Raw genomic sequence first — 25,526 nt, 5'->3', positions numbered from 1 at the left:
GTTTTTATCTTGTTCGTATTTTTTTTAGCCAAAAACATATTTATAAGTTAAATTAGGTCTATATGTTGACTATTTAAGCAGCAATCACACATCTACTCACGTAATATATGCATCTAAGAATTATGCTTTGAGATGAATTATGGAATTAAGTAAGCAACAAACAGCCTCACAAAAAAATCGCTCTTATATTATTGCAGAAAATCTTGGCCAGTTGATTTTAACCAGCGCCTATTTACCTGATTCCATTTTACCCAGCGAATTAGAATTATCAGAACAATTCCAAGCGAGTCGAACAGCAATAAGAGAAGCAATAAAAATATTAGCGGCAAAAGGAATGGTATTAGCACGCCCCAAAATAGGTACCCGTGTTATGCCTCCCTCAAATTGGAATTTTTTAGACCAAGATCTCTTAACATGGTGGTCCAATAGTGAAGAGCAATCGGTCGTGATGGAACACTTTAAAATGGTTCGACTCGCAATAGAACCTCAAGCTTGTTATCTTGCGGCTATACATGCGACAAAAGAACAAAAACAATCATTACAATTATTAGCAAGTGAAATGCAGTTACTCGCCAAAGAATTTGACAGAGCGCATTGGGTGAAAGTTGATTATCATTTCCATTTAACTATTTACAAAGCTTGTGCCAATCCTTTCTTAATTTCTTTTGCTAATTTATTCCGTTCTATTTATCTGCGTTACTTTGATGTCATTACTAATAATGAGGTTATAGAGGTCGAAATTCATCAACAACTTGCCAATGCAATTATTCATGGTAAAAGTACAGTAGCACTCGACCTTTGCTATAACTTACTAACGATTACCCAAAAGCAAGACTAACAAAACAATATTCCATTAAAGCTTTCATTTATTTGTATAGGTAACTGATGTTCAAAACAGCGAAAAATATGTCTGGCCTTCCATGGATTGCGGCAATGGCCTTTTTCATGCAAGCGCTTGATGCCACAATTTTGAATACGGCTTTACCTGATATTGCAAGAAGCCTTGATCACTCGCCGCTTGCGATGCAATCAGCCGTAGTCAGTTATACGCTTACTGTTGCTCTATTGATTCCTGTTAGCGGCTGGTTTGCAGATAGATTTGGTACAAGACGTATATTTATTTTAGCGGTTTCTTTATTTTCTCTTGGTTCATTACTTTGTGCCCTTTCGCCTTCCTTAAATTTCTTAGTGACCTCTAGGGTTATTCAAGGAATTGGTGGGGCAATGATGATGCCAGTCGCCCGCTTAGCCTTAATAAGGGCTTACCCTCGAAGTGAGTTATTACCTATCTTAAATTTCGTCACCATCCCTGGTTTAGTTGGGCCAATATTGGGGCCTCTATTAGGTGGTATCTTAGTAACCTATGCAACTTGGCATTGGATATTTATTATTAATATTCCTATTGGTGTTTTAGGTATTTTTTATGCCTTAAAACATATGCCTGACTTTAAAATGCCAAAACGTAAATTTGATACTTTAGGGTTCTTATTGTTTGGTTCCGGCTTAGTCATGCTATCTGTCAGCTTAGACTTATTCAGTGATAAATCTCTTTCAACATCGATTCCAGTCACTATTGTCTTAGTCGGCTTTCTCTTCTTATTTGTTTATATTTTCCATGCAAGACGCACTAAGCACGCAATAATCCCATTGAATTTATTTAAAACGCGTACATTTTCTATTGGGATCAGCGGTAATATCGCGACACGCTTAGGAACAGGCAGTATTCCATTTTTAATGCCACTAATGTTGCAGGTGGGTTTTGGTTACGAAGCCGTTGTGGCAGGAATGATGATGGCACCACTAGCAATAGGGTCAATCACTGCTAAATCGGGAGTTACTCGGGTCCTAACTAAGTATGGCTACCGTAATACATTATTTGTTATCACCATTATTATTGGATTAATGATCGCACAGTTTTCCTTACAATCACCAAGTATGTCGATTTACCTGTTAATCGTACCTTTATTCATTTTAGGAATGGTGATGTCAGTGCAGTTCACCGCAATGAATACTATTTGCTTGGCTGATTTAACAGACAATAATGCGAGTGCGGGAAATAGTATGTTAGCGGTGACTCAGCAACTATCGATAAGCTTCGGTATTGCAGTCAGTGCTGCAATCTTAAACTTCTATGGTGGACAACCTAATAGCAATACGGTCGATAATTTTCACTACACTTTTATTACCGTTGGTGTCATTACGCTTATCTCAGCTTTTGTCTTCTTATTATTAAGTAAGACAGATGGTGATAATTTAATAAAAAACAAAACCAAAAAAGCGAAGAATTAATATTTTTTAACCGATTGGCGCTCAATTAGCTCAGGGGTAAGAACCAAAACGCTCGCCTTTGCTTCTGGGTTATCCATACGATAAATAAGTTGGTCAACAGCCTGTTGGCCTAACTTATCTTTTGGCTGATGAATTGTTGTTAGTGGTGGGATCATATAAGGTGAAAGATCGATATCATCATAACCAATAATTGAAATATCATCAGGTACTTTCAAGCCCTTTTGGTATATCGCTTGATAAGCTCCCACCGCCATCGCATCATTACCGGCAAAAATAGCCTCGGGAGGGACAGGTAAGCTAAGCAGTTTATTCATAGACTCAAACCCACCAGCAAATTCAAAATCACTGAAAATGATATAATCATCATAAATATTAATGCCGCCATCTGTCATGGCTTGAATAAAACCTTGATGACGTGCCCTTGCTGGTGATTTGTCTTGTGGTCCTGCAATACATGCAATACGGGTAAAACCAGATTCAATAAGGTAACGAGTGGCTATTTCCCCCCCCAGAAAAGAGTTATCTTGAATGATATCGCCATCTGATTCGAATGGTGACCAGTCCATCATAACCGTTGGCACAGCGGGGTAACGAGCTAAAACATTTTTTGATGGCCCTTGAACTTCTGTGCACATAATCAATAGCCCATCAACACGCTTTTGTAGCAACGTTTCTAAACTATGATTCATCCGCTGAAGGTCACCTTCAGTGTTGCACAAAATCAAACTATAACCGCGTTCGTAACAACTCCGCTCTACCCCCCGCACTACTTCTGCGTAGAATGGGTTATTACTTGTTGTCAGTAACATCCCAATCGTATTAGTACGATTCATTTTTAAACTACGCGCTAACGCAGAAGGGGCATAGTTTAACTCTTCAATCGCATTTTTAACGCGAGTGGTAATGCTCTCGCTGACATAGCGATTTTGATTAATAACGTGAGAGACGGTGGATGTCGACACCCCCGCAAGGCGTGCCACATCTTTCATTGTTGCCACAAGTTAATCCTGTTGAGTCAAAAACTGGTCAATTTCTTTACGCCATGGAACAGACGGTTGAGCTCCTGGGCGAGTCACAGCTATCGCCGCCGCCGCATGAGCAAAAATAATCGCTTCTTCGTCAGCCTTACCTTCAAGTAGTGCAGTAACGTAAGCCCCATTGAATGTATCACCTGCGGCAATAGTATCCACTGCTTTTACGCGAAATGCAGAAATTATTTTACCTTCTGCACCTTTTTCACTATACCAAACACCTCGAGAACCAAGTGTTATCATCACTTTACTAATACCTTTTTGATGTAAGGCTTCAGCTGCATCCTGAGCACCTTGATTATCATTAACCGCAATACCTGTTAAGTGTTCAGCTTCTGTTTCATTTGGTGTGATGATATCAACTAATGATAATAATGAATCAGGTAATGATTGAGCAGGTGCAGGGTTCAAAATGACTTTCGTATTGTTTTTCTTAGCTATTTCAGCGGCCATTTGTACTGTTTCAATGGGGGATTCCAGTTGCATCAATACCGCATCCGCTTCCACAATTTTTTGCTGATAATGAGCTAACCTTGCCTTGGTTAGTTGCGCATTTGCACCTGCATTGATGCCAATTGTATTTTCCCCTTGTTGATTCACATAAATGAGGGCGACACCTGTCGTTTCACCTTCAATTGCATCAATACATTCAGTTTTAATATTATCGAGAGATAACTGTTTTTTTATACTCACACCAATATCGTCATCACCAACACAAGCAATAAACGTTATGTCAGCACCACTGCGACCAGCTGCAACAGCTTGGTTGGCGCCTTTCCCGCCAAATGCAACTTGGTAATGATCGCCTCTAACGGTTTCACCCGGCTGAGGGAAATGCTTAACATTTAATATATGATCCGCATTGATACTACCGAGAACCACCAGTTTTGCTGTACCCATAACGTTTATTTCCTTTTTTGATGACCCAATGAATTGCAAACTAAAATAAACCGCCGCAGTATGCCGCGGCGGTTTTTATCTTATTGTTTTACCACTAATTCTAATTCAACCGGAACCGTTGAATCCACTTTTTCGCCTTTTAAGACTTTATCTGCAATCTGAACACCAACAATCCCAATTTGGTCTGGACGCTGTGCAATAGTTGCACCTAATTTTCCACCTTCAACAGCTTTGATACCATCATTTGTTCCATCAAAACCGACAACCAGAACATCAGTACGGCCTGCGGTTTGTAAAGCTCTTAATGCCCCTAATGCCATTTCATCATTTTGAGCAAATACCGCTTGAACAGCGGGATGTGCCGTTAACAAGTTTTGCATTACGTTCAAGCCTTTTGTTCTATCGAAATCAGCAGGTTGGCTCGCCAGTAAATTGAATTTGTGCTCTTTTGCTCCAGTACTAAAACCTTCACCGCGCTCACGCGCTGCTGATGTACCTGAAATACCTTCTAATTGAATCACTTTCGCTTCATTGCCTGTTTTTTGTGCAATATAGTCGGCAGCCATTTTCCCGCCCATGCGGTTATCTGATGCCACATGGCTGACAACTTCACCTTTGTTAGCTGCTCTATCCAAAGTGATGACAGGTATATTTGCTTTATTAGCCATTAATATTGAGTTACCCACCGCATCTGAATCCGTTGGGTTAATTAACATTAATTTTGTACCGCGAACGGTTAAATCTTGAACGTTGGCTAACTCTTTGGCTGGGTTGTCTTGGGAATCTAAAACAATCAGCTCATAACCCAATTTATCCGCTTCTTTTTGTGCGCTATCTTTCATCGTCACAAAGAATGGGTTATTCAATGTAGAAATTACGAGTGCAATGCTATCTTTCGCCATCGCATTGACACTAACGGTTGCACTCAGTGCAACTGCAGATAATAACGTTGCTAGTTTGTTCAGTTTCATAATAATTTTCCTGTAGGGTTACTTTTTATTATCAACAAGTACAGCGAGTAAGATGACGACAGCTTTAACAATCATCTGGTAGTTTGACGAAATACCTAATAAGTTTAATCCATTGTTTAAGAAACCAAGGATCAGCGCACCAATCAATGTTCCAACTATGCGCCCTTTACCACCAGCAAGACTGGTACCACCAAGTACAACCGCAGCAATAGCATCAAGTTCATACCCATTACCTGCCATTGGCTGAGCCGATGATAAACGTGCAACTTCAATGACACTCGCCAATGCCGCTAGCAGTCCACATAAGGCATAAACCACTATTTTAATGCGGTCGACATTAATACCAGAAAGACGGGTAGCCGCTTCATTCCCACCAAGTGCGTAGATGTAACGACCAAGGCGAGTATGGTGCAACATATACCATGCCGCAGCAAAAACGATGATCATTAACCAGACTGGGGTAGGAATACCAAATGGGCGGCCAATACCAAACCAACCAAATAAGTCTGCGTTATCACTAAATCCTGTATTGATAGGGCTGCCGTCTGTGTAAACTCGTGTCACACCACGCAGTAGTAGCATCATGACTAAAGTCGCAATGAAAGCTTGGACTTTTCCTTTTGCAACAATCACTCCTGTACATGCACCGATAGCAGCACCAAGTGCTAGTGCTCCCGCAACAGCCACTAATGCGTTAACTTCCGCTCCAACCATTGAGGCCGCAACCGCTCCCGTTAAGGCCAATAAGGACCCAACAGAAAGGTCGATTCCTGACGTTAAGATAACTAATGTCATCCCAACCGCCATAATGGCGTTGACGGAGGTTTGTTGTAAGATATTGAATAGGTTATTAACCGTAAAAAAATTCGGGCTTAATGTTGATACGATTGCAATCAAAACTAATAGTGCGATTAATGATTTTTGCTCCATCAGCCATGCTTTGCTGAACCAGCGTTTTGATGATGCGGTAGTTGAACTCATACTGATAACTCCTGAACTGAGCCATAATTTTTACCCACTGCGGCAGCCATTAAGGCTTCCTGAGTCGCGTCTTTGGCTGAAAATTCGCCGCTGATATGACCTTCGTGCATCACCAAAATGCGGTCACTCATTCCTATTACTTCAGGCATTTCTGAAGAAACTAAAATGATACTCAGCCCTTCTTTTTTAAACTGGTTAATTAGTTGATAGATTTCTTTTTTAGCACCAACGTCTACACCACGAGTTGGCTCATCGAGGATCAGTACTTTTGGTCTTGTCATCAAACCGCGCGCAATGGCAACTTTTTGCTGGTTTCCACCAGAAAGATTACCAATTATTTGGTCCATAGACGGGGTTTTAATATTGAATAATCGTATGAAATCGCTAACGGTTTGCTGCTCTTCACCATGCTTGAGACTTCCCCCCGCACGACTAAAATAACGTAATGCCGTCAATGACATATTTTCTTTCACTGACATGCCTAATACTAATCCATCACGTTTACGGTCTTCTGAAATATAAACAATGCCACTGTTTAAGCCATCTTGTGGTGTTTTCAGTGTTACGGGTTTGCCTTCCAGTTTTATCGTACCTGATTTTTTTGTCGCCGCGCCGTAGATGATTTTCATCAACTCTGTACGCCCCGCGCCCATCAAACCAGATACACCTAAAATTTCCCCACTCTTTAGGGTGAAATTGGCATTTGTTACACCAGGTCCAGATACATCTTCAAGCTGCAGCCTAATTTCTCCAGTTTCTACCTCAACCCTTGGATATTGGTCTTCAAGTTTACGACCAACCATCATTTCAATGAGTTTTTCTTCTTCTAATTCACTCACGGGTTTCTCACCAATAAACTGGCCATCGCGAAACACCGTTACATCGTCGCAAATTTCAAAAATTTCTTTTAAACGATGAGAAATATAAACAATGCCACAGCCTTGAGCTTTTAAGTCTTCGATAACTCTAAATAAGGATTCTGTTTCCGTATCCGTTAGCGCATCAGTGGGTTCATCCATGATAATCACTTGTGATTGGAAGCTAAGGACTTTGGCGATTTCGACCATTTGTTGTTCGCCGATAGAAAGCTCTGCAATAGTTTGATGGCTATCATAATCAAGGTTAAGCCGTTTAAGCAGTTTGTCAGACTCACTGAACATTTTTTTCCAGTTAATTTTGCCAAATGCATTAACATACTCTCGGCCTAGAAAAATATTTTCAGCGATGGTTAATTCAGGGATCAGGTTGAGTTCTTGGTGGATAATCCCAATACCCGCCTCTTGGGAACTTTTGGGCCCATTAAACGCCACTTCTTTGCCTAAATAGCGGATTTGCCCGGCATCTTTTTTATAAATACCTGTCAGCACTTTCATCATGGTTGATTTGCCAGCCCCATTTTCCCCCACCAGCGCCATGACTTTCCCTGGATAGACATTCAATGTCGCACCACTGAGGGCTTTTACCCCTGGAAATGATTTATCAATCCCGATAAGTTCTAATAAAGGTTGCATAGTCACCTCAGAAAGTCACACCAGAACAAAGAATAACGTTAGCGAACGGTGAACATTCCCCTGTTCGGATCACTGCTTTACTGTCATGAGTGAGTTGTTTAAAACGTTCATGACTGCAATAAATAATTTCAATCGTATTGTTTTGAGTGACTTCTAACTGTTGTAAATGAGCCAAAATAGCGGCTTCCATTTGTGGGTTAATGGTGCTGATTTCCTCTGCTAGAATGGCTTTTTCAACTTGCATCTCTTGGGTGATGACACTTAAAACTGACATGAAATCTGGTAAACCTTGCGTAATGGCTAAATCAATACGTTCCGTTCCTTGATAAATGGGTAAACCTGCATCAGCAAGCGTTATTTGGTCTGTATGACCTAATCTTGCGATTACAGAGGTAACGTTGGCATTAAGTAAAACACCCTTTTTCATTTTTCACCGCCATTCCAGTAAGCGAAACGTTTCGCTCATGTAATAATAGTAAAGATAAGTCACAACTCAATATTGATGATTAATATTTGTGATCAATATCGAAACGTTTCGTTCGTGTTGAGAAAGTTTAAAAACAATAACTTATTGAATCACTTATAGCTGAATCGTTTTTTCTAATTTCTTGGAGCATATCAAAGAAAAATGGAAAAATAGGTCGCAGTATGTAATAAAAGAAATTGATAGTTTTAATATCAACGCTTCTACAATAAAAGGAATGAATATGCAGCTTGCTGAACGAATAGCCCAATTAAGCAATTACCTTGAAAGCGGTTTATATGAACGCCAGCAAGCTATTCGTTTGTGCTTATTAGCCACATTAAGCGGTGAAAGCGTATTTCTATTAGGCCCTCCAGGTATTGCCAAAAGCTTAATTGCACGAAGAATGAAATATGCTTTTCGTCACGCAAACGCTTTTGAATACTTAATGACGCGATTTTCAACACCGGAAGAAATCTTTGGTCCTCTTTCAATACAGGCGCTAAAAGATGAAGGACGATATGAACGTTTAACCAAAGGTTATTTACCAGACGCTGAAGTCGTATTTCTTGATGAAATATGGAAAGCGGGCCCAGCCATTTTAAATACCTTATTAACGGCGGTAAATGAGCGCAAGTTCCGTAATGGTGATGAAGAAAAATCCATCCCTATGCGGTTATTAGTAACTGCATCAAATGAATTACCCGATGCAGATAATAGCCTCGAGGCGCTATTTGACAGAATGCTAGTACGTATTTGGTTGGATAAAGTACAAGAGAAACAAAATTTTCGCGCACTGTTAACAGGAAAATCATCGCTGAATGAATCTCAAATGCCAGAGCATTTAAAAATCAGTGATGAAGAGTACCAACAGTGGCAACAAGAAATTCCTAAAATTACGCTACCCGATCACTGTTTTGAACTTATTTACCAATTACGCCAGCAGTTAGATGCTACAGATAAACAACTTTATGTTTCCGATAGGCGCTGGAAAAAAGCAGTTTACCTATTACAAGCAAGTGCTTTCTTTAATGGTCGCAACAGCGTATCTCCTCTAGATCTTGTGTTATTAAAAGATTGTCTCTGGCATGACATGCAATCGATGAATACTTTACCGCAACTATTGCAGTCATTATTACAAGAAGATGGCTGGCAACAGAGAAAGTTAACTCGCGAAATAGAGCAAATTTATCAGCAATGGATGTCATCGACCCAAGACCAAAACAACCAAGATGCATTTAAAGTCAATAAAAACAATGCGATGTTTGCTCGTAAAGCGTCTTACGTATTGCCCGAAAATATCAGTGACGGTCGAATTACCCTGTTTTTACATCGTCCACTTCAACTGCATAATATGAAAGTTACCTTTGTAACAACTGATAAAAAGTCACTAATAACCTTCTTAAATAAAGGAACGACACTGTCCGCTCATCTAAATGGGATTGGTTTTGCGCAAGACATTGCTGCTGAGGTAAATAATTTAAACCAGATACAGTTATTAGATGTAAGTCATCAATCATCTACTTTATATATTCAAGATAAAACCTCGTCACTTGCGCCAAATACAAATAACCAAGAGTGGCTAGACAAGCTAGATAAAATTCAAGGTGAGATTCAAGCCGCACGCTATCAGTTTGAAAAACAGCAGCCCAACTTATTTATTGAACCACACTGGCTTGCGGATATTGAACAAAGTTTTATAAAGCTCACTGAAAAGCTAAACCAATTACGTAACCAAATCACGGGTAAAGTGGCCGAATAGCGATGATGAGTTTAGCCACATTAGAAATGCTGCTTTCGGTTAATGAAGGCCAATTAATTGAAGAGATAATTATATCTTTGCTAGCAACTCCTCAATTGGCGGTATTTTTTGAAAAACATCCTCGATTAAAAAAAGCTTTACTCAAAGATTTATCGGGTTGGAAAAAGGATCTCAAACAGCGTATGCAAGATGCGCTTGTTCCCGCACAACTTTCAGAAGAATTTGAACTTTATCGTCAGTCCCTTGGGATTTCGACAGATGCCTTTTTTATCCAATTACCTAATGTCATCGCAAAACTTCACCAACTGGATTCCCCTTTTTACCGTGAGGCATATCAGCTACAGAGTGGGAAAATAGAGAACCGCAGTGCAAGACAATCATTATTTGTTCAAAGATGGCGTATTAGCTTAATTTTACAAGTTACAACACTACATAAAGAGCTACTAGAACAGGAAAAAGAACAATTATTGGCAGAATTACAACGCCGACTGGCTCTAAGTGGTAATTTAGAAGATATTCTTGGCGAAAATGATCGTGCTGCTGGCCGGCTGTGGGATTTAACCAAAGGTGTGAACATGACTTCCGCTTATAATGACCAATTATTAAGCCAATACAGTGAATTTTTACGTCAGCAGCCTGAATTAGAAAAAATAGCCCAATTATTAGGCCGTAGCCAATCCGCTCAATCCATTCCTGATGATAGTGTTTTTCTTGAACCAATGACTATCATGGAAAAAGTGCCAGAAACGGTTCCTGAGCAAGTTAATGGCTTAAATCAGAGTGATGATATTTTACGGTTATTACCTGCAGAACTCGCTATGTTAGGCCTTGAAGATATTGAATTTGAGTTCTATCGAAAATTACTCGAAAAACAGCTTCTAACTTATCGGTTACAAGGAGATAGCTGGCAAGAAAGAAAAGTTCTGCGCCCTATTACCCACCACCATAATGAAGAACAGCCAAGAGGGCCATTTGTTGTATGTATTGATACATCGGGTTCGATGGGCGGTTTAAATGAACGCTGCGCCAAAGCATTTTGCCTCGCGCTAATGAAAATTGCGCTGGCGGATAACCGCTCATGCCATGTGATGTTATTTTCCACAGAAATTGTGCATTACGATTTACTTTCTATTGATGGCTTAGAGCAATGTATTCGTTTTTTACATCAAACATTTAAAGGTGGGACTGACCTTGCGGCTTGTTTGCAAGAAACCGCAATAAAATTGGAATCAAAACAGTGGATTGATGCAGATGCCGTGGTGATTTCTGATTTTGTTGCTCAGCGTTTACCGGATGAGTTAATTCAGAAAATAAAGATTATGCAGAAGAAAGGTAAATACCGCTTCCATGCGGTATCTGTATCAAATTATGGGAAACCCAGTATCATGAAGATCTTTGACCATATTTGGCGTTTTGATACTGGGTTAAAAAGCAGGCTGTTACGCCGCTTTAGCCGCTAATTACAGCATACCTTCAACGGATTCTTGCATTTCAGCACCCCATACACCACATTGCACTTGGCCAATGTGTTGGCGTTGAAGAAGTAGCATAACTAAGCGAGACTGGCCAATACCACCACCGATAGTTTGTGGCATTTCACCTTTCACTAACGCTTGGTGCCACTCTAATTCCATACGTTTTTCATCGCCAGTTAAACTTAATTGACGAGTTAAACACTCAGGACTTACGCGAATTCCCATTGAAGAAAGCTCAAATGCGTCCTGTAAAACAGGGTTCCACACAATGATGTCGCCGTTCAAACCACAAAAACCGTCTTCATTTTTTGTTGTCCAGTCATCGTAGTCTGGCGCACGAACATCATGTGATTCACCGCTAGATAGCTTACCACCGATACCAATTAAGAATACTGCGCCTAATTCTTTTGCGATTGCGCGTTCACGCCCTTTCGCATCTAAATCAGGGTAGCGCTGTAACAACTCTTCACTGTGAATAAAGTGGATTTGGTCAGGCAGGAACGGTGCCAACCCAAATTCTTTACTTACGGCAGCTTCTGTTTCTTTTATTGCCTTATAGATTTTACCCACTGTCTGCTTCAGATAAGGAAGTGTACGTTCCTCATCTGCCATCACTTTTTCCCAATCCCACTGATCAACATAGACGGAGTGGATTGGGGTTAAGCGATCCTCGTCCGGACGCAACGCTTTCATATGCGTGTATAAACCTTGGCCTTTACTAAAACCGAAACGACCTAATGTTTTACGTTTCCATTTAGCCAAAGAATGAACCACTTCAAAGGTTGCACCTGGAATTGATTTCACTTTCACTTGAACGGCTTTTTCGCTGCCAGATAAGTTGTCTTGAGTACCATCCCCTAAGCGGCTTAGGATTGGCCCTTGAACTTCAATTAACCCTAATTCTTTTTCAAGTAAACGTGAGAAATATGATTTCACAAAACTAATTTGTTGCTGATGTTCGATAAATGACTTGTCCATAATTTATTCCCATAATTTGTTAGCTGTATTAGCTGATGTATAGATTAAGCAACAAAATGAGGTATAAATTCAATATCCATCATTAAAAAAAGCCTTTACTGTTTATTTTGAATAAAAAAACAGGTATAAAAATGAATAATCGTTAAAATAGAGGTGGAATAATGCCGGAAAATTATCAAATCGATAATCTCGATCGTGACATACTTCACGAATTAATGGCAAATGCACGCATACCGTATGCTGAATTAGCCAAAAAATTCGCTGTTAGTCCCGGGACAATTCATGTCCGTGTCGAAAAAATGAAACAAGCAGGAATTATTAAAGGCACACGTATTGATATAAACCCAAAACAATTAGGGTTCGATGTTTGTTGCTTTATTGGCATTATTTTAAAAAGTGCAAAAGATTACCCAACCGCACTAAAAAAATTAGATGCCTTAGAAGAAGTTGTCGAGGTGTACTACACAACAGGGCAATACAGCATTTTTATTAAAGTAATGTGCCGTTCTATCGATTCTTTACAAGACGTACTTATCAACAAAATTCAGACCATTGATGAGATACAATCCACAGAAACACTGATCTCCTTACAAAACCCGATCTTACGAACAATCAATCCGTAGAAAAAAAATGATATAACCACATTATCCACAGGTAGATCCCAGCTCATTCACAGCGTACAATAGCGCCCTATTATTGTGAAAGAGAATCACCATGACAAAAGTAACCTTAATAAGTGGCAGTACAATGGGCAGTGCGGAGTATGTTGCCGAGCACATGGCTGAGATTTTAGAAGAACTCGGTCATGAAACCGAAATTCAGCATGGCCCGGAGCTTGATGACTTAACACTTGAAGGCATATGGCTGGTGGTGAGCTCAACACATGGTGCAGGTGATCTCCCTGAAAATATTCAACCTCTTTTTGATTCAATAGAAGAAAGTGCTCCTGATCTAAGCCAAGTTCAATTTGGCTCGGTAGGGATCGGTAGCTCTGAATATGACACTTTTTGTGGTGCGATCCATAAAATAGATGACTTGTTAACCAAGCAAGGGGCTAAAAGGATCGGTGAATGTTTGGAAATTGATGTCCAACAACACGAAATACCCGAAGATCCCGCAGGGGAATGGGTTAAAATTTGGGCAAACGAACTCTAATTTGATTAAAATAACAGCAATCAACTGTGGATAACTCAGAGAAGATCCCGGTATTAACCCGTAGTTATCCAGAGTATAAGTTTTAGGTTCCCCATGCCCTGTGCATAAGTACCCTTTTTGATCCCAGCTTATACGCAAATGGATCACGGATCATTCACAGTATATGATCCTTTACACTTTTATGATCTTTAAAGTGAAAATCCACTTATCCACAGAAACGAGTGATCCTAATAAAAGATCTAATAAAGAGATCTTTAAATAAAAAGATCTTTATATTATATAGGGGAGAAACCTAAAGCTTGGTCTCTTCCTCAAACTTGAGTAGAATTCTCTCCTCAAATGCACAATCCGCATTTTCTAACGTTTAAGGTCCACACATGTTTTATCCAGAGCAATTTGACGTCATCGTAATTGGTGGTGGTCATGCCGGTACTGAAGCAGCAATGGCAGCTGCACGTATGGGGCGTCAAACCCTATTACTGACTCACAATATTGATACATTGGGCCAGATGTCTTGCAACCCAGCCATCGGTGGGATCGGTAAGGGGCATCTGGTTAGAGAAATTGATGCCCTTGGTGGTCTAATGGCCACAGCAACAGACAAAGCAGGTATTCAATTTAGAACATTAAATGCCAGCAAAGGGCCTGCAGTTCGTGCAACCCGAGCACAAGCTGACCGTGTTCTTTATCGCCAAGCTGTTAGAATGGCTTTAGAAAATCAGCCAAATTTGATGATTTTTCAACAACCTGTAGAAGACTTAATTGTTGAAAACAATCGAGTTACAGGGGCTATTACTCGCATGGGCTTAAAATTTAAAGCCAAAGCTGTAGTATTAACCGTTGGTACTTTCCTTGATGGCAAAATTCATATAGGTTTAGAAAATTACAGTGGTGGTCGTGCAGGTGATCCCCCTTCAATTTCACTTTCTCAACGTTTGAGAGAATTGCCTTTACGTGTTAATCGTTTAAAAACAGGAACGCCACCACGTATTGATGCAAGAACTATTGATTTCAGTCAGTTAGCTCAACAGCTAGGTGATGATCCAATGCCGGTATTTTCATTTTTAGGTTCACAAGTTCAACATCCACAGCAGATGCCTTGTCATATCACCTATACCAATGAAAAAACCCATGAAGTGATCAGAAATAACTTGGATCGTAGCCCTATGTATGCAGGGGTTATTGAAGGGATCGGCCCACGTTATTGCCCTTCGATCGAAGATAAAGTTATGCGTTTTGCCGATAAAGACTCACATCAGATCTTCTTAGAGCCAGAAGGCTTAACAAGCAATGAAATTTACCCTAACGGGATATCCACCAGCTTACCATTTGATGTTCAAATGCAAATTGTTCATTCCATGAAAGGAATGGAAAATGCAAGGATCATCCGCCCTGGTTATGCTATTGAATATGATTTCTTTGACCCTAGAGATCTAAAACAAACGCTTGAAAGTAAATTTATTGATGGCTTATTTTTTGCTGGCCAAATTAACGGTACAACAGGTTATGAAGAAGCAGGGGCTCAAGGACTACTAGCCGGCCTTAATGCTGCACAACATGCCTTTGGTTTAGAAGGTTGGTTCCCTCGTCGTGACCAAGCTTATATTGGTGTTCTCGTTGACGACCTTTGTACTTTAGGGACAAAAGAACCTTACCGTATGTTTACCTCACGTGCTGAATACCGTTTGATGCTTCGTGAAGACAATGCAGATTTACGTCTGACAGAAAAAGGCCGAGAGTTAGGTTTAGTTGATGATGTTCGCTGGGCGCATTTTAATAACAAAGTCGAATTGATTGAAAAAGAGCGTCAGCGCTTAAAAGATATCTGGGTTCATCCTAAATCGGATAACCACACAGAAATAGATGGAATTTTAACCGTTCCATTATCTAAAGAAGCAAATGGGGAAGATTTACTCCGTCGCCCAGAAATGACGTATAAAATGTTAACTTCACTCAACCTTTTTGCACCGGGTATTGATGATCCTCAAGCTGCGGATCAAGTGGAAATCCAAGTTAAATACGAAGGGTATATTGCTCGTCAAAAAGAAGAAATTGAAAGACAACTGCGTAATGAAAATACCTTGTTGCCTGTTGACCTTGATTACAAACAAGTCAAAGGGTTGTCTAACGAAGTGATGGCGAAACTAAACGATCATAAACCAACATCTATTGGTCAAGCATCACGAATTTCAGGGATCACGCCTGCTGCAATCTCTATTTTACTTGTTTGGCTGAAAAAACAAGGCATGCTACGCCGGAGCGCTTAACGTGGATTTATTATCGAAACTTAATCAATTGCTAGTAAAAACCGATATCGACTTAACGGAAAAGCAAAAACAGCAGTTAGTTGATTATGTTGGGTTATTAGCGAAATGGAATAAAGCCTATAACCTGACATCGGTACGTGACCCACAGCAGATGTTAATCCGTCATATCATGGATAGCATAGTGGTGAACGGTCAACTCAACGGAACAAAATTTATTGATGTAGGAACAGGTCCTGGTTTGCCTGGTGTTCCTTTAGCGATTGTTCGACCTGATTCCCATTTTGTTTTATTGGACAGCTTAGGGAAGCGCATACGCTTTCTAAAACAGGTTCAACATGAGTTAGGGCTAACTAATATTGAGCCTGTTCAATCACGTGTTGAAGAATATCGGATTGAAAATGGTTTTGATGGTGTGATTAGCCGCGCATTTGCTTCGCTGAATGATATGTTGGGTTGGTGCCATCATTTACCTTCATCTGAAGGGCGCTTTTATGCACTTAAAGGTGTCATTCGTGATGATGAAATGGTGCTACCAGAAGGTTTTGTGATTGAATCTATTACAGAGCTTGAAGTACCTGAACTTGATGAGCAGCGCCATTTAGTTAAAGTTTCTATAAAATAAAGTTGCTTTCTGTCAAAATATTTTGTCTTTTAGAGCGATAGTCGGTGTGTTAAAAAGCACCGGCTATTTTTATTTTTAGCTAAAGAATAAATACTTATATTTCACGTGTTATTTACATGTAAATAACGAATAAGTTTCAAAAATAAAGTGTTGATAGAAAAAATGCTGGCTAATTGGCAATTTTTACTTAATCGATTTAGCTAGGTAAATAGTTAACAGTGAAATATTTGATTTATCACGTTTAAATTTAACTTAAAAAACTAATTCTTTAATTGTTTGATTTACAGATTAAATCTATTTTTTGTTGTCAGTAAAGTTGAAAGAATAAATAAAGAGGATAAAGTCAAATGTGATATTTATCACATTAATGTGAATATATGCAGCAATTCATTAACTATTTATTAATTATTACAGCGACAATTCTGCGCCAACTCGAAAAAATTAAATATTTATTCACCTTTTCGCTACTTACTGATTGAATTCATTTCGCCTGCCCGTATAATTTGCACGTTTTTGTCTCTTGACACATTTACGCAAAGGCAGTTTTATACAACACTTAGCGTTTCTGAGGCTGAGAAGAGCTGGGAGTAAACAAAAAGTTATGTCTGTATCCCTTTATGACAACAAACACGCTGCAAAGCAGTTGTCTGTTCAGTTTATAACTTTAGTGATCCTCAGTGGGGCTTTCTGTGCAAATAGTATAGAATGGGGGGCCTCTGCTCTTGCTGGTGGGTTAGCATGCTGGTTACCAAATATCGTATTTATGCTGCTAGCACAATTTCAGAAAGCAAAAGGAGAGGATGAACCTGTCCGCATTGCCTGGTTCTTAGCATTAGGAGCAGGGCTAAAGGTTGTTACAACTATCGCTGTCTTAGTTGTTGCTTTCGGTGTGTTCAAAGCGTCATTAACACCACTGGGTTTGACCTATTTAGCGGTGCTAATTGTTCAGATTGTTGCACCAGCCGTTTTTAAACGGTAAGTATTTTTAAACTACAAAAGGGTAAGAGGCATCATGTCTGCATCAGGAGAAGTGATGACTACAGAGGATTACATAGGCCACCATCTGAAAAACCTTCAGTTGGACCTGAGTACCTTTAAGTTGGTCGATCCCCACGCTAGTCCAACATTTTGGACGTTGAACATTGACTCGCTTTTTTTCTCGGTAGTTCTCGGGGCTCTGTTCCTGTGGCTATTTAGAAGAGTTGCAGCCAATGCGACTAGTGGCGTACCCGGTAAGTTACAGACTGCAATAGAACTGATCATTGGTTTCGTTGATAACTCAGTCCGTGATATGTATCACGGCAAGAGCAAAGTTATTGCTCCTTTAGCATTAACTGTGTTCGTCTGGGTATTCTTAATGAACCTAATGGATTTACTCCCAATTGATTTCCTTCCGTATATTGCTGAGCATTATCTCGGGTTACCTGCATTACGTGCAGTACCAACCGCAGATGTTAGTGTCACATTATCGATGGCTATTGGTGTGTTTATCCTAATCCTCTTCTACAGCATCAAAATGAAAGGAATTGGCGGATTTACAAAAGAGCTCACAATGCAGCCTTTTAACCATCCTGTCTTCATTCCAGTCAACTTGATTCTTGAAGGGGTAAGCCTGCTGTCAAAACCTGTATCACTCGGTCTGCGACTGTTTGGTAACATGTATGCAGGTGAATTGATCTTTATTCTTATCGCGGCTCTGCTTCCGTGGTGGTCACAGTGGTTGTTAAGCCTACCTTGGGCTATCTTCCACATACTGATTATTACGCTACAAGCCTTTATTTTTATGGTTCTGACGGTTGTTTATCTGTCGATGGCATCTGAAGAACACTAATTTAATTTTATCAATAATTGTATTAACTGAAACAAACTGGAGACTGTCATGGAAAACCTGAGTATGGATCTGCTGTACATGGCTGCCGCTGTGATGATGGGCTTAGCGGCGATCGGTGCTGCGATCGGTATCGGCATCCTAGGTGGTAAATTTTTAGAAGGTGCTGCTCGTCAGCCAGATTTAATTCCTCTGCTGCGTACACAGTTCTTTATCGTAATGGGTCTGGTCGATGCTATTCCGATGATTGCTGTTGGTCTGGGCTTGTATGTAATGTTCGCTGTTGCTTAATTAACGTTACGGAACACTGTAAGAACATTAATTCACTAATGAATATGAGGTATTGTCTGTGAATCTAAATGCAACAATCCTCGGCCAGGCTATCGCGTTTGTCCTGTTTGTTTGGTTCTGTATGAAGTATGTATGGCCACCGATTATGGCGGCCATTGAAAAACGTCAAAAAGAAATTGCTGACGGTTTATCTTCCGCAGAACGTGCTAAAAAGAACCTGGAACTGGCGCAAACCGACGCAACCGACCGACTGAAAAAAGCGAAAGCTGAAGCACAAGTCATCATTGAACAAGCTAATAAACAGCGCGTTCAAATGATTGATGAAGCAAAAGCAGAAGCGGAAGCAGAACGTGCAAAAATCGTCGCGCAAGCGCAAGCTGAAATTGATGCTGAGCGCAAACGTGCACGTGAAGAGTTACGTAAACAGGTTGCGATGCTTGCTATCGCAGGTGCCGAGAAGATCATCGAACGTTCCGTGGATGAAGCTGCTAACAGCGACATCGTTGATAAACTAGTCGCTGAACTGTAAGGAGGGAGGGGCATGTCTGAAATTGCTACTGTAGCTCGCCCCTACGCCAAAGCAGCTTTTGACTTTGCTGTGGAAAACCAAGCTGTTGCTAAATGGCAGGAAATGCTAGCCTTCACCGCTGAGGTGACGCGCAATGAACAGGTTGGAGAGCTGCTTTCTGGTTCTATTGCACCAGAAACATTAGCTAAAACGTTTATCTCTGTTTGTGGAGATGAAATTGACGAGCATGTTCAGAATCTGATTCGTGTTATGGCGGATAACGGGCGTTTAACGACGCTACCAGAAGTGTTAACGCAATTTATCCAATTGCGTGATTCTCTGGAATCAACCATTGAAGTTGATGTAATTTCTGCCAACGAACTGAGTGAACAGCAGTCAGCTAAAATTTCTGCAGCGATGGAAAAACGTCTGTCACGCAAAGTTAAGCTGAATTGCAAAATTGATAAGTCTGTTATTGCTGGAGTGATCATTCGTGCTGGAGACCTCGTTATTGACGGGAGTATCCGCGGTCGCTTAGAGCGTTTAACTGACGTCTTGCAGTCTTAAGGGGACTGGAGCATATGCAACTGAATTCCACCGAAATCAGCGAACTGATCAAACAGCGTATTGCTCAGTTCGATGTTGTGAGTGAAGCTCACAATGAAGGTACGATTGTATCCGTTAATGACGGTATTATTCGTATTCACGGTTTAGCCGAAGTCATGCAGGGTGAAATGATCGCGCTGCCTGGCAACCGTTACGCTATCGCACTGAACTTAGAGCGTGACTCTGTTGGTGCGGTCGTCATGGGTCCTTATGCCGACTTGGCAGAAGGCATGAAAGTTAAATGTACTGGTCGTATTCTTGAAGTTCCAGTAGGCCGTGGCCTGCTAGGACGTGTTGTGAATACACTGGGTCAACCAATTGATGGTAAAGGTCCTGTTGATAACGATGGCTTCTCTCCTGTAGAAGTTATTGCTCCAGGTGTTATCGACCGTCAATCTGTTGATCAACCAGTTCAAACTGGTTATAAATCAGTCGATGCCATGATTCCAATCGGTCGTGGTCAGCGTGAGCTTGTTATCGGTGACCGTCAAACAGGTAAAACTGCTTTGGCAATCGATGCAATCATCAACCAACGCGACTCAGGCATCAAATGTGTGTACGTGGCTATCGGCCAGAAAGCGTCTACCGTTTCTAACGTAGTTCGTAAACTGGAAGAGCACGGCGCGCTGCAAAATACTATCGTTGTTGTTGCTACAGCATCTGAATCAGCTGCTCTGCAATACTTAGCACCATATGCTGGTTGCGCGATGGGTGAATATTTCCGTGACCGCGGTGAAGATGCACTGATCGTATACGATGACCTGTCTAAACAGGCTGTGGCATACCGTCAAATTTCACTGTTGCTACGTCGTCCACCAGGACGTGAAGCTTACCCTGGTGACGTTTTCTATCTGCACTCACGTTTACTTGAGCGTGCTGCTCGCGTTAACGCTGAATACGTAGAAAACTTTACTAAAGGTGAAGTTAAAGGCAAAACAGGTTCATTGACAGCTCTGCCTATCATTGAAACCCAAGCTGGTGACGTTTCTGCATTCGTACCAACAAACGTAATTTCGATTACAGATGGTCAGATCTTCCTGGAATCTAACCTGTTTAACTCTGGTATTCGTCCAGCGGTTAACCCAGGTATTTCAGTATCTCGTGTTGGTGGTGCTGCTCAGACTAAAATTATCAAGAAACTGTCTGGTGGTATCCGTACCGCACTTGCTCAGTATCGTGAACTGGCAGCGTTTGCTCAGTTTGCTTCCGACCTCGATGACGCGACTCGTAAACAGTTAAGTCATGGTCAGAAAGTAACTGAACTGCTGAAACAGAAACAGTACGCACCGATGTCAGTAGCAGAGCAGGCACTGTCTCTGTTCGCGGCAGAACGTGGGTTCTTGGATGATGTTGAGTTAGCGAAAATTGGTGCGTTTGAAGCTGCTTTAGTTTCTTTTGCACAGCGCGAGCATGCTGACCTTATGAACGAAATTGGCCCGGCTGGTAGCTATAACGATGATATCGAAGGCAAGTTGAAAAAACTGCTCGAATCATTTAAAGCAACTCAGTCCTGGTAATACTATTCGGCCCAGTTCTTAGGGCCGTCTGGTTAATAAGGAGAAGCAGAAATGGCCGGCGCAAAAGAGATACGTTCCAAGATCGGAAGTGTACAAAATACACAAAAGATCACTAAAGCGATGGAAATGGTCGCTGCGTCCAAAATGCGTAAAACGCAGGAACGCATGGCGGCCAGCCGTCCTTATGCAGAAACCATGCGCAGTGTGATTGGTCACCTAGCGTTAGGTAATCTGGAATATAAACACCCATATCTCGAAGAGCGCGAAGTTAAGCGTGTCGGGTATCTGGTTGTTTCAACAGACCGTGGTCTGTGTGGTGGCTTGAACATTAACTTGTTCAAAAAACTGTTAGCAGATATGAAGTCATGGTCTGAGAAAAACGTTCAGGTTGATTTGGCTTTAATCGGTTCTAAAGCGGTATCATTCTTCGGGTCTGTGGGCGGCAATGTCGTGACTCAAGTTACCGGAATGGGGGATAACCCAACGCTTTCGGACTTGATTGGTCCAGTTAACACTATGCTACAAGCCTATGATGAAGGGCGTTTGGATAAACTGTATGTGGTGACGAATAAGTTCATCAATACAATGTCTCAGGAGCCAACTATTCTTCAATTGTTACCATTGCCTGCAAGTGATGATGAAACACTGAAGAAGAAGTCTTGGGATTACATTTACGAACCCGATCCTAAGGCGTTGCTGGATACCCTGCTACGTCGTTATATCGAGTCGCAGGTTTATCAGGGCGTCGTTGAAAACCTGGCTAGTGAGCAGGCCGCACGAATGGTAGCGATGAAAGCCGCTACTGATAATGGTGGAAACCTGATCAAAGAGTTACAGTTGGTTTACAACAAAGCTCGTCAGGCCAGCATTACTCAGGAGCTTACCGAAATCGTTTCGGGTGCTTCCGCGGTTTAACAGCTAGGTTTACGAATTACGTAGAGGATTCAAGATGGCTACTGGAAAGATTATCCAGGTAATCGGCGCCGTTGTGGACGTCGAGTTCCCTCAAGATGACGTACCAAAAGTGTACGACGCTCTTGAGGTTGTTAACGGTAAAGAAAAACTGGTGTTGGAAGTTCAGCAACAGTTAGGCGGTGGTGTTGTCCGTTGTATCGCAATGGGTACATCAGATGGCCTGAGCCGTGGTTTAGAAGTTGTAAACTTAGAGCACCCAATTGAAGTACCAGTAGGTAAAGCTACTTTAGGACGTATCATGAACGTTCTGGGTCAACCTATTGATATGAAAGGTGATATCGGCGAAGAAGAGCGCTGGTCAATTCACCGTGCTGCACCTAGCTATGAAGAATTAGCTAACTCAACAGAACTGCTGGAAACCGGTATCAAAGTAATGGACTTAATCTGTCCATTCGCGAAAGGTGGTAAAGTTGGTCTGTTCGGTGGTGCGGGTGTTGGTAAAACAGTAAACATGATGGAACTGATCCGTAACATCGCGATTGAGCACTCAGGTTACTCAGTATTCGCAGGTGTTGGTGAGCGTACTCGTGAAGGGAACGACTTCTATCATGAAATGACCGACTCAAACGTTTTGGATAAAGTATCACTGGTTTATGGCCAGATGAACGAGCCACCAGGAAACCGTCTGCGTGTTGCGTTGACTGGTCTGACTATGGCTGAAAAATTCCGTGACGAAGGTCGTGACGTACTGCTGTTCGTTGACAACATCTATCGTTATACACTGGCAGGTACTGAAGTATCAGCACTGTTAGGCCGTATGCCTTCAGCGGTAGGTTATCAGCCAACGCTGGCGGAAGAGATGGGTGTTCTGCAAGAACGTATTACCTCAACTCAAACAGGTTCTATCACTTCCGTTCAAGCGGTTTACGTTCCTGCGGATGACTTGACTGACCCATCACCAGCAACCACCTTTGCTCACTTAGACGCAACGGTAGTTCTGAGCCGTCAAATCGCATCACTGGGTATTTACCCTGCGGTTGACCCTCTGGATTCTACTAGCCGTCAACTTGACCCACTGGTTGTTGGTCAAGAGCACTATGATGTTGCTCGTGGCGTTCAGTCTATTCTGCAACGTTACCAAGAACTGAAAGATATCATTGCAATCCTGGGTATGGATGAACTGTCTGAAGAAGACAAACTGGTTGTTGCTCGTGCTCGTAAGATCCAGCGCTTCCTGTCTCAACCATTCTTCGTTGCTGAAGTATTTACCGGTTCACCAGGTAAGTTCGTTTCTCTGAAAGACACTATCCGTGGCTTCAGTGGGATCCTGAACGGTGATTACGACCACCTGCCAGAACAAGCGTTCTATATGGTTGGTACCATTGAAGAAGCTGTGGAAAAAGCTAAAAAGCTTTAATCCAGCTGACAGGAGGTTGATATGGTAGCTGCAATGACATACCACCTGACTGTAGTGAGTGCTGAAAAACAAATGTTTGAAGGCATGGTACAGAAAATTCAGGTGACAGGTAGTGAAGGTGAGCTGGGGATTTACCCACAGCATACCCCGCTGCTGACTGCCATAAAACCGGGCATGGTACGTATTACCAAACAGTTTGGTGAAGAAGAGCTAATTTACCTCTCCGGCGGTATTTTAGAAGTACAACCAAATGGTGTTATCGTACTCGCTGATACAGCGATCCGTGGTAAAGATTTAGACGAAGCTCGTGCAGTGGAATCTAAACGCAAAGCGGAAGAACACGTCCGTAAAGCTCACGGCGATGTTGATTATGCTCAGGCATCAGCAGAACTTGCAAAAGCAATAGCGAAACTTCGAGTCATCGAGTTAACTAAAAAGCTAATGTAATGATAGCGGTATAGTAAAAAAAGCCAGTTGGTTAAGTCTAACTGGCTTTTTTATTTGAGCGAAATATGTAGTAATTTATAAAGGAAATAGGTTTACTTTCATCCCTAAGTTGGAGTTTCAGGAAAAATGACTGTGCAAAGAAAAAGTGTCGTGATTTTAGCTGCCGGTAAAGGCACACGGATGTATTCAGAGCTACCTAAAGTTTTGCATTTGCTTGCAGGCAAACCAATGGTTCAGCATGTTATAGATACAGCAAAATCCATTGGTGCATCAGATATTCATCTGGTATACGGACATGGCGGTGATTTACTGAAAGAAAAACTGGGTGAGCAAAACCTCAATTGGGTATTGCAGGCGGAGCAACTCGGTACGGGCCATGCGATGCAACAAGCTGCCCCTAGCTTCCAAGATGATGAAGATATTGTCATGCTCTATGGTGACGTGCCATTAATCGCTAAAGATACTTTGGACAGGCTGATTGAAGTCAAACCACAAGGCGGTATTGGTTTACTGACGGTTATCTTAGATAACCCAACAGGGTATGGCCGTATAATTCGTGAAAATAATGAAGTTGTCGGTATTATCGAGCAAAAAGATGCCAGTGAAGAGCAACGTAAAATCCAAGAAATCAATACAGGAATTATGGTTGCTAGTGGCAAAGATTTTAAACGTTGGTTGGCACAACTGAACAACGATAACGCACAAGGCGAATATTATATTACTGATATTATTGCATTAGCACATAAAGAAGGTAATAAAATTGCAACTGTTCACCCTAAACATTTAAGTGAAATGGAAGGGGTGAATAACCGCCTACAATTGGCTGCGTTAGAAAGGGTTTATCAGAAAGAACAAGCGGAAAAATTGTTATTAGCTGGTGTGATGTTAATTGACCCTGCACGTTTTGACTTGCGAGGAACGCTGACTCATGGGCGCGATATTATTATTGATACTAACGTGATTATTGAAGGTAATGTCACATTAGGGAATAACGTACATATTCAATCTGGCTGTATATTAAAAGACTGTGTGATTGGTGATAACTCGGTTATCAGCCCATATTCAGTGATAGAAAACTCTGAATTGTCAGCCGAATGTACAGTTGGCCCTTTTGCGCGTTTACGTCCAGGTGCTAAATTAGCAGCCAAAGCACACGTCGGTAATTTCGTCGAAATGAAAAATGCCTCTTTAGGTTTAGGTTCTAAAGCGGGTCATTTAAGTTACCTCGGGGATGCCCAAATTGGTGATAATGTGAATATTGGCGCAGGTACCATCACTTGTAATTATGATGGTGCCAATAAACATAAAACCATTATTGGTGATGATGTGTTTGTAGGGTCTGATACTCAGTTAGTTGCGCCAGTTTCTGTTGCCAAAGGTGCAACAATAGGCGCTGGCACGACGGTTACACGTGATGTGAATGAAGACGAACTTGTCGTTAGCCGTGTAAAACAAATGCATATTAAAAACTGGCAACGCCCAGTTAAGAAAAAATAAGTAAATATTGAGGAGAGGTAGCAATATCTTTCCTATTATAAATGCGAATTAATCGCGAAAATTAAAATAGCTACTCAAGGTAGCAATATAAAAAT

Annotated in this window: 25 protein-coding genes; 18 read left to right on the top strand and 7 right to left on the bottom strand. The window is 41.2% G+C overall.

Annotated elements, in window-relative coordinates; translation table 11 throughout:
* Window positions 1-139 precede the first annotated feature (139 nt).
* On the top strand, window positions 140-838 hold the full coding sequence (locus PR834_RS12720; RefSeq protein WP_004906351.1) for a FadR/GntR family transcriptional regulator: 699 nt from the start codon (window positions 140-142) through the stop codon (window positions 836-838).
* Between the two features lie 47 nt (window positions 839-885).
* Window positions 886-2,289 (top strand): multidrug transporter subunit MdtD, encoded by a 1,404-nt coding sequence (mdtD, locus tag PR834_RS12715; protein ID WP_004906350.1) that lies wholly within the window; start codon window positions 886-888, stop codon window positions 2,287-2,289.
* Here the strand turns inward: mdtD and rbsR are convergent.
* From rbsR to rbsD, 6 genes are all read right to left on the bottom strand, one after another.
* Window positions 2,286-3,287 carry a ribose operon transcriptional repressor RbsR gene (gene rbsR, locus PR834_RS12710; RefSeq protein WP_164564183.1) on the bottom strand — a complete coding sequence of 334 codons (1,002 nt, stop codon included), beginning with the start codon at window positions 3,285-3,287 and terminating at the stop codon, window positions 2,286-2,288. The genes mdtD and rbsR overlap by 4 nt on opposite strands.
* 3 nt (window positions 3,288-3,290) lie before the next feature.
* Window positions 3,291-4,220, bottom strand: a complete 930-nt coding sequence (rbsK, locus tag PR834_RS12705) for a ribokinase (protein WP_004906346.1) — start codon at window positions 4,218-4,220, stop codon at window positions 3,291-3,293.
* 80 nt (window positions 4,221-4,300) lie between these two features.
* Window positions 4,301-5,191 carry a ribose ABC transporter substrate-binding protein RbsB gene (gene rbsB, locus PR834_RS12700; RefSeq protein WP_004906343.1) on the bottom strand — a complete coding sequence of 297 codons (891 nt, stop codon included), beginning with the start codon at window positions 5,189-5,191 and terminating at the stop codon, window positions 4,301-4,303.
* A gap of 18 nt (window positions 5,192-5,209) precedes the next feature.
* The gene (gene rbsC, locus PR834_RS12695) at window positions 5,210-6,172 is read right to left on the bottom strand and encodes a ribose ABC transporter permease (RefSeq protein ID WP_004906340.1); all 963 of its coding nucleotides are present in this window, start codon (window positions 6,170-6,172) and stop codon (window positions 5,210-5,212) included.
* Complete coding sequence (gene rbsA / locus PR834_RS12690; protein ID WP_136134552.1) at window positions 6,169-7,683, bottom strand: ribose ABC transporter ATP-binding protein RbsA; 1,515 nt, start codon at window positions 7,681-7,683, stop codon at window positions 6,169-6,171. The genes rbsC and rbsA overlap by 4 nt, the downstream gene beginning before the upstream one ends.
* A 7-nt stretch (window positions 7,684-7,690) precedes the next feature.
* Entirely contained in the window at window positions 7,691-8,110 is a 420-nt protein-coding gene (gene rbsD, locus PR834_RS12685) for a D-ribose pyranase (RefSeq protein WP_094962013.1), read from the bottom strand.
* Window positions 8,111-8,390: 280 nt separating this feature from the next.
* Between rbsD and ravA the strand changes: the two genes are divergently transcribed.
* Together ravA and viaA are read left to right on the top strand one after the other, a co-directional pair.
* On the top strand, window positions 8,391-9,908 hold the full coding sequence (gene ravA / locus PR834_RS12680; protein ID WP_096863683.1) for an ATPase RavA: 1,518 nt from the start codon (window positions 8,391-8,393) through the stop codon (window positions 9,906-9,908).
* Window positions 9,909-9,910: 2 nt separating this feature from the next.
* A complete protein-coding gene (viaA, locus tag PR834_RS12675; protein WP_262961017.1) occupies window positions 9,911-11,368 on the top strand; it encodes an ATPase RavA stimulator ViaA in 1,458 nt (485 codons plus the stop codon).
* Here viaA and asnA read toward each other — a convergent pair whose 3' ends face one another.
* Window positions 11,369-12,361: an aspartate--ammonia ligase gene (gene asnA / locus PR834_RS12670; protein WP_004906329.1), complete on the bottom strand. Its 993-nt coding sequence runs from the start codon at window positions 12,359-12,361 to the stop codon at window positions 11,369-11,371.
* Window positions 12,362-12,522: 161 nt separating this feature from the next.
* Here asnA and asnC point away from each other — a divergent pair, with 161 nt between their 5' ends.
* The 14 genes from asnC (at window position 12,523) to glmU (ending at window position 25,431) form a co-directional block, all read left to right on the top strand.
* Entirely contained in the window at window positions 12,523-12,984 is a 462-nt protein-coding gene (gene asnC, locus PR834_RS12665; protein WP_004906326.1) for a transcriptional regulator AsnC, read from the top strand.
* 91 nt (window positions 12,985-13,075) lie between these two features.
* Window positions 13,076-13,516: an FMN-binding protein MioC gene (mioC, locus tag PR834_RS12660; RefSeq protein ID WP_094962009.1), complete on the top strand. Its 441-nt coding sequence runs from the start codon at window positions 13,076-13,078 to the stop codon at window positions 13,514-13,516.
* 377 nt (window positions 13,517-13,893) lie between these two features.
* Window positions 13,894-15,783, top strand: a complete 1,890-nt coding sequence (gene mnmG / locus PR834_RS12655) for a tRNA uridine-5-carboxymethylaminomethyl(34) synthesis enzyme MnmG (RefSeq protein WP_196724830.1) — start codon at window positions 13,894-13,896, stop codon at window positions 15,781-15,783.
* A gap of 1 nt (window position 15,784) precedes the next feature.
* Window positions 15,785-16,405 (top strand): 16S rRNA (guanine(527)-N(7))-methyltransferase RsmG, encoded by a 621-nt coding sequence (gene rsmG, locus PR834_RS12650; protein WP_004906320.1) that lies wholly within the window; start codon window positions 15,785-15,787, stop codon window positions 16,403-16,405.
* 601 nt (window positions 16,406-17,006) lie between these two features.
* Entirely contained in the window at window positions 17,007-17,384 is a 378-nt protein-coding gene (atpI, locus tag PR834_RS12645) for a F0F1 ATP synthase subunit I (RefSeq protein ID WP_004906317.1), read from the top strand.
* A 33-nt stretch (window positions 17,385-17,417) separates the two neighbouring features.
* A complete protein-coding gene (gene atpB, locus PR834_RS12640) occupies window positions 17,418-18,236 on the top strand; it encodes a F0F1 ATP synthase subunit A (RefSeq protein ID WP_004906316.1) in 819 nt (272 codons plus the stop codon).
* Window positions 18,237-18,284: 48 nt separating this feature from the next.
* Complete coding sequence (gene atpE / locus PR834_RS12635; protein ID WP_004093904.1) at window positions 18,285-18,524, top strand: F0F1 ATP synthase subunit C; 240 nt, start codon at window positions 18,285-18,287, stop codon at window positions 18,522-18,524.
* A gap of 58 nt (window positions 18,525-18,582) precedes the next feature.
* Window positions 18,583-19,053 carry a F0F1 ATP synthase subunit B gene (atpF, locus tag PR834_RS12630; protein ID WP_004906301.1) on the top strand — a complete coding sequence of 157 codons (471 nt, stop codon included), beginning with the start codon at window positions 18,583-18,585 and terminating at the stop codon, window positions 19,051-19,053.
* 12 nt (window positions 19,054-19,065) lie between these two features.
* A complete protein-coding gene (gene atpH, locus PR834_RS12625; protein ID WP_004906300.1) occupies window positions 19,066-19,599 on the top strand; it encodes a F0F1 ATP synthase subunit delta in 534 nt (177 codons plus the stop codon).
* Between the two features lie 14 nt (window positions 19,600-19,613).
* Window positions 19,614-21,155, top strand: coding sequence for a F0F1 ATP synthase subunit alpha (gene atpA, locus PR834_RS12620; protein ID WP_004906297.1), 1,542 nt, complete (start codon window positions 19,614-19,616; stop codon window positions 21,153-21,155).
* Between the two features lie 51 nt (window positions 21,156-21,206).
* The gene (atpG, locus tag PR834_RS12615) at window positions 21,207-22,070 is read left to right on the top strand and encodes a F0F1 ATP synthase subunit gamma (RefSeq protein WP_110731519.1); all 864 of its coding nucleotides are present in this window, start codon (window positions 21,207-21,209) and stop codon (window positions 22,068-22,070) included.
* Window positions 22,071-22,104: 34 nt separating this feature from the next.
* Window positions 22,105-23,487 (top strand): F0F1 ATP synthase subunit beta, encoded by a 1,383-nt coding sequence (gene atpD, locus PR834_RS12610; RefSeq protein WP_004906293.1) that lies wholly within the window; start codon window positions 22,105-22,107, stop codon window positions 23,485-23,487.
* 21 nt (window positions 23,488-23,508) lie between these two features.
* Window positions 23,509-23,934 (top strand): F0F1 ATP synthase subunit epsilon, encoded by a 426-nt coding sequence (locus tag PR834_RS12605; RefSeq protein WP_004906291.1) that lies wholly within the window; start codon window positions 23,509-23,511, stop codon window positions 23,932-23,934.
* A 126-nt stretch (window positions 23,935-24,060) separates the two neighbouring features.
* Window positions 24,061-25,431, top strand: a complete 1,371-nt coding sequence (glmU, locus tag PR834_RS12600; protein WP_094962007.1) for a bifunctional UDP-N-acetylglucosamine diphosphorylase/glucosamine-1-phosphate N-acetyltransferase GlmU — start codon at window positions 24,061-24,063, stop codon at window positions 25,429-25,431.
* Window positions 25,432-25,526: the final 95 nt, after the last annotated feature.

The sequence above is a fragment of the Providencia sp. PROV182 genome (assembly GCF_028480325.1).
In the GTDB taxonomy this organism is placed as follows: domain Bacteria; phylum Pseudomonadota; class Gammaproteobacteria; order Enterobacterales; family Enterobacteriaceae; genus Providencia; species Providencia hangzhouensis.
The sequence above is the reverse complement of the archived record's forward strand: the minus strand, read 5'-3'. Positions and strand labels throughout refer to the sequence as shown.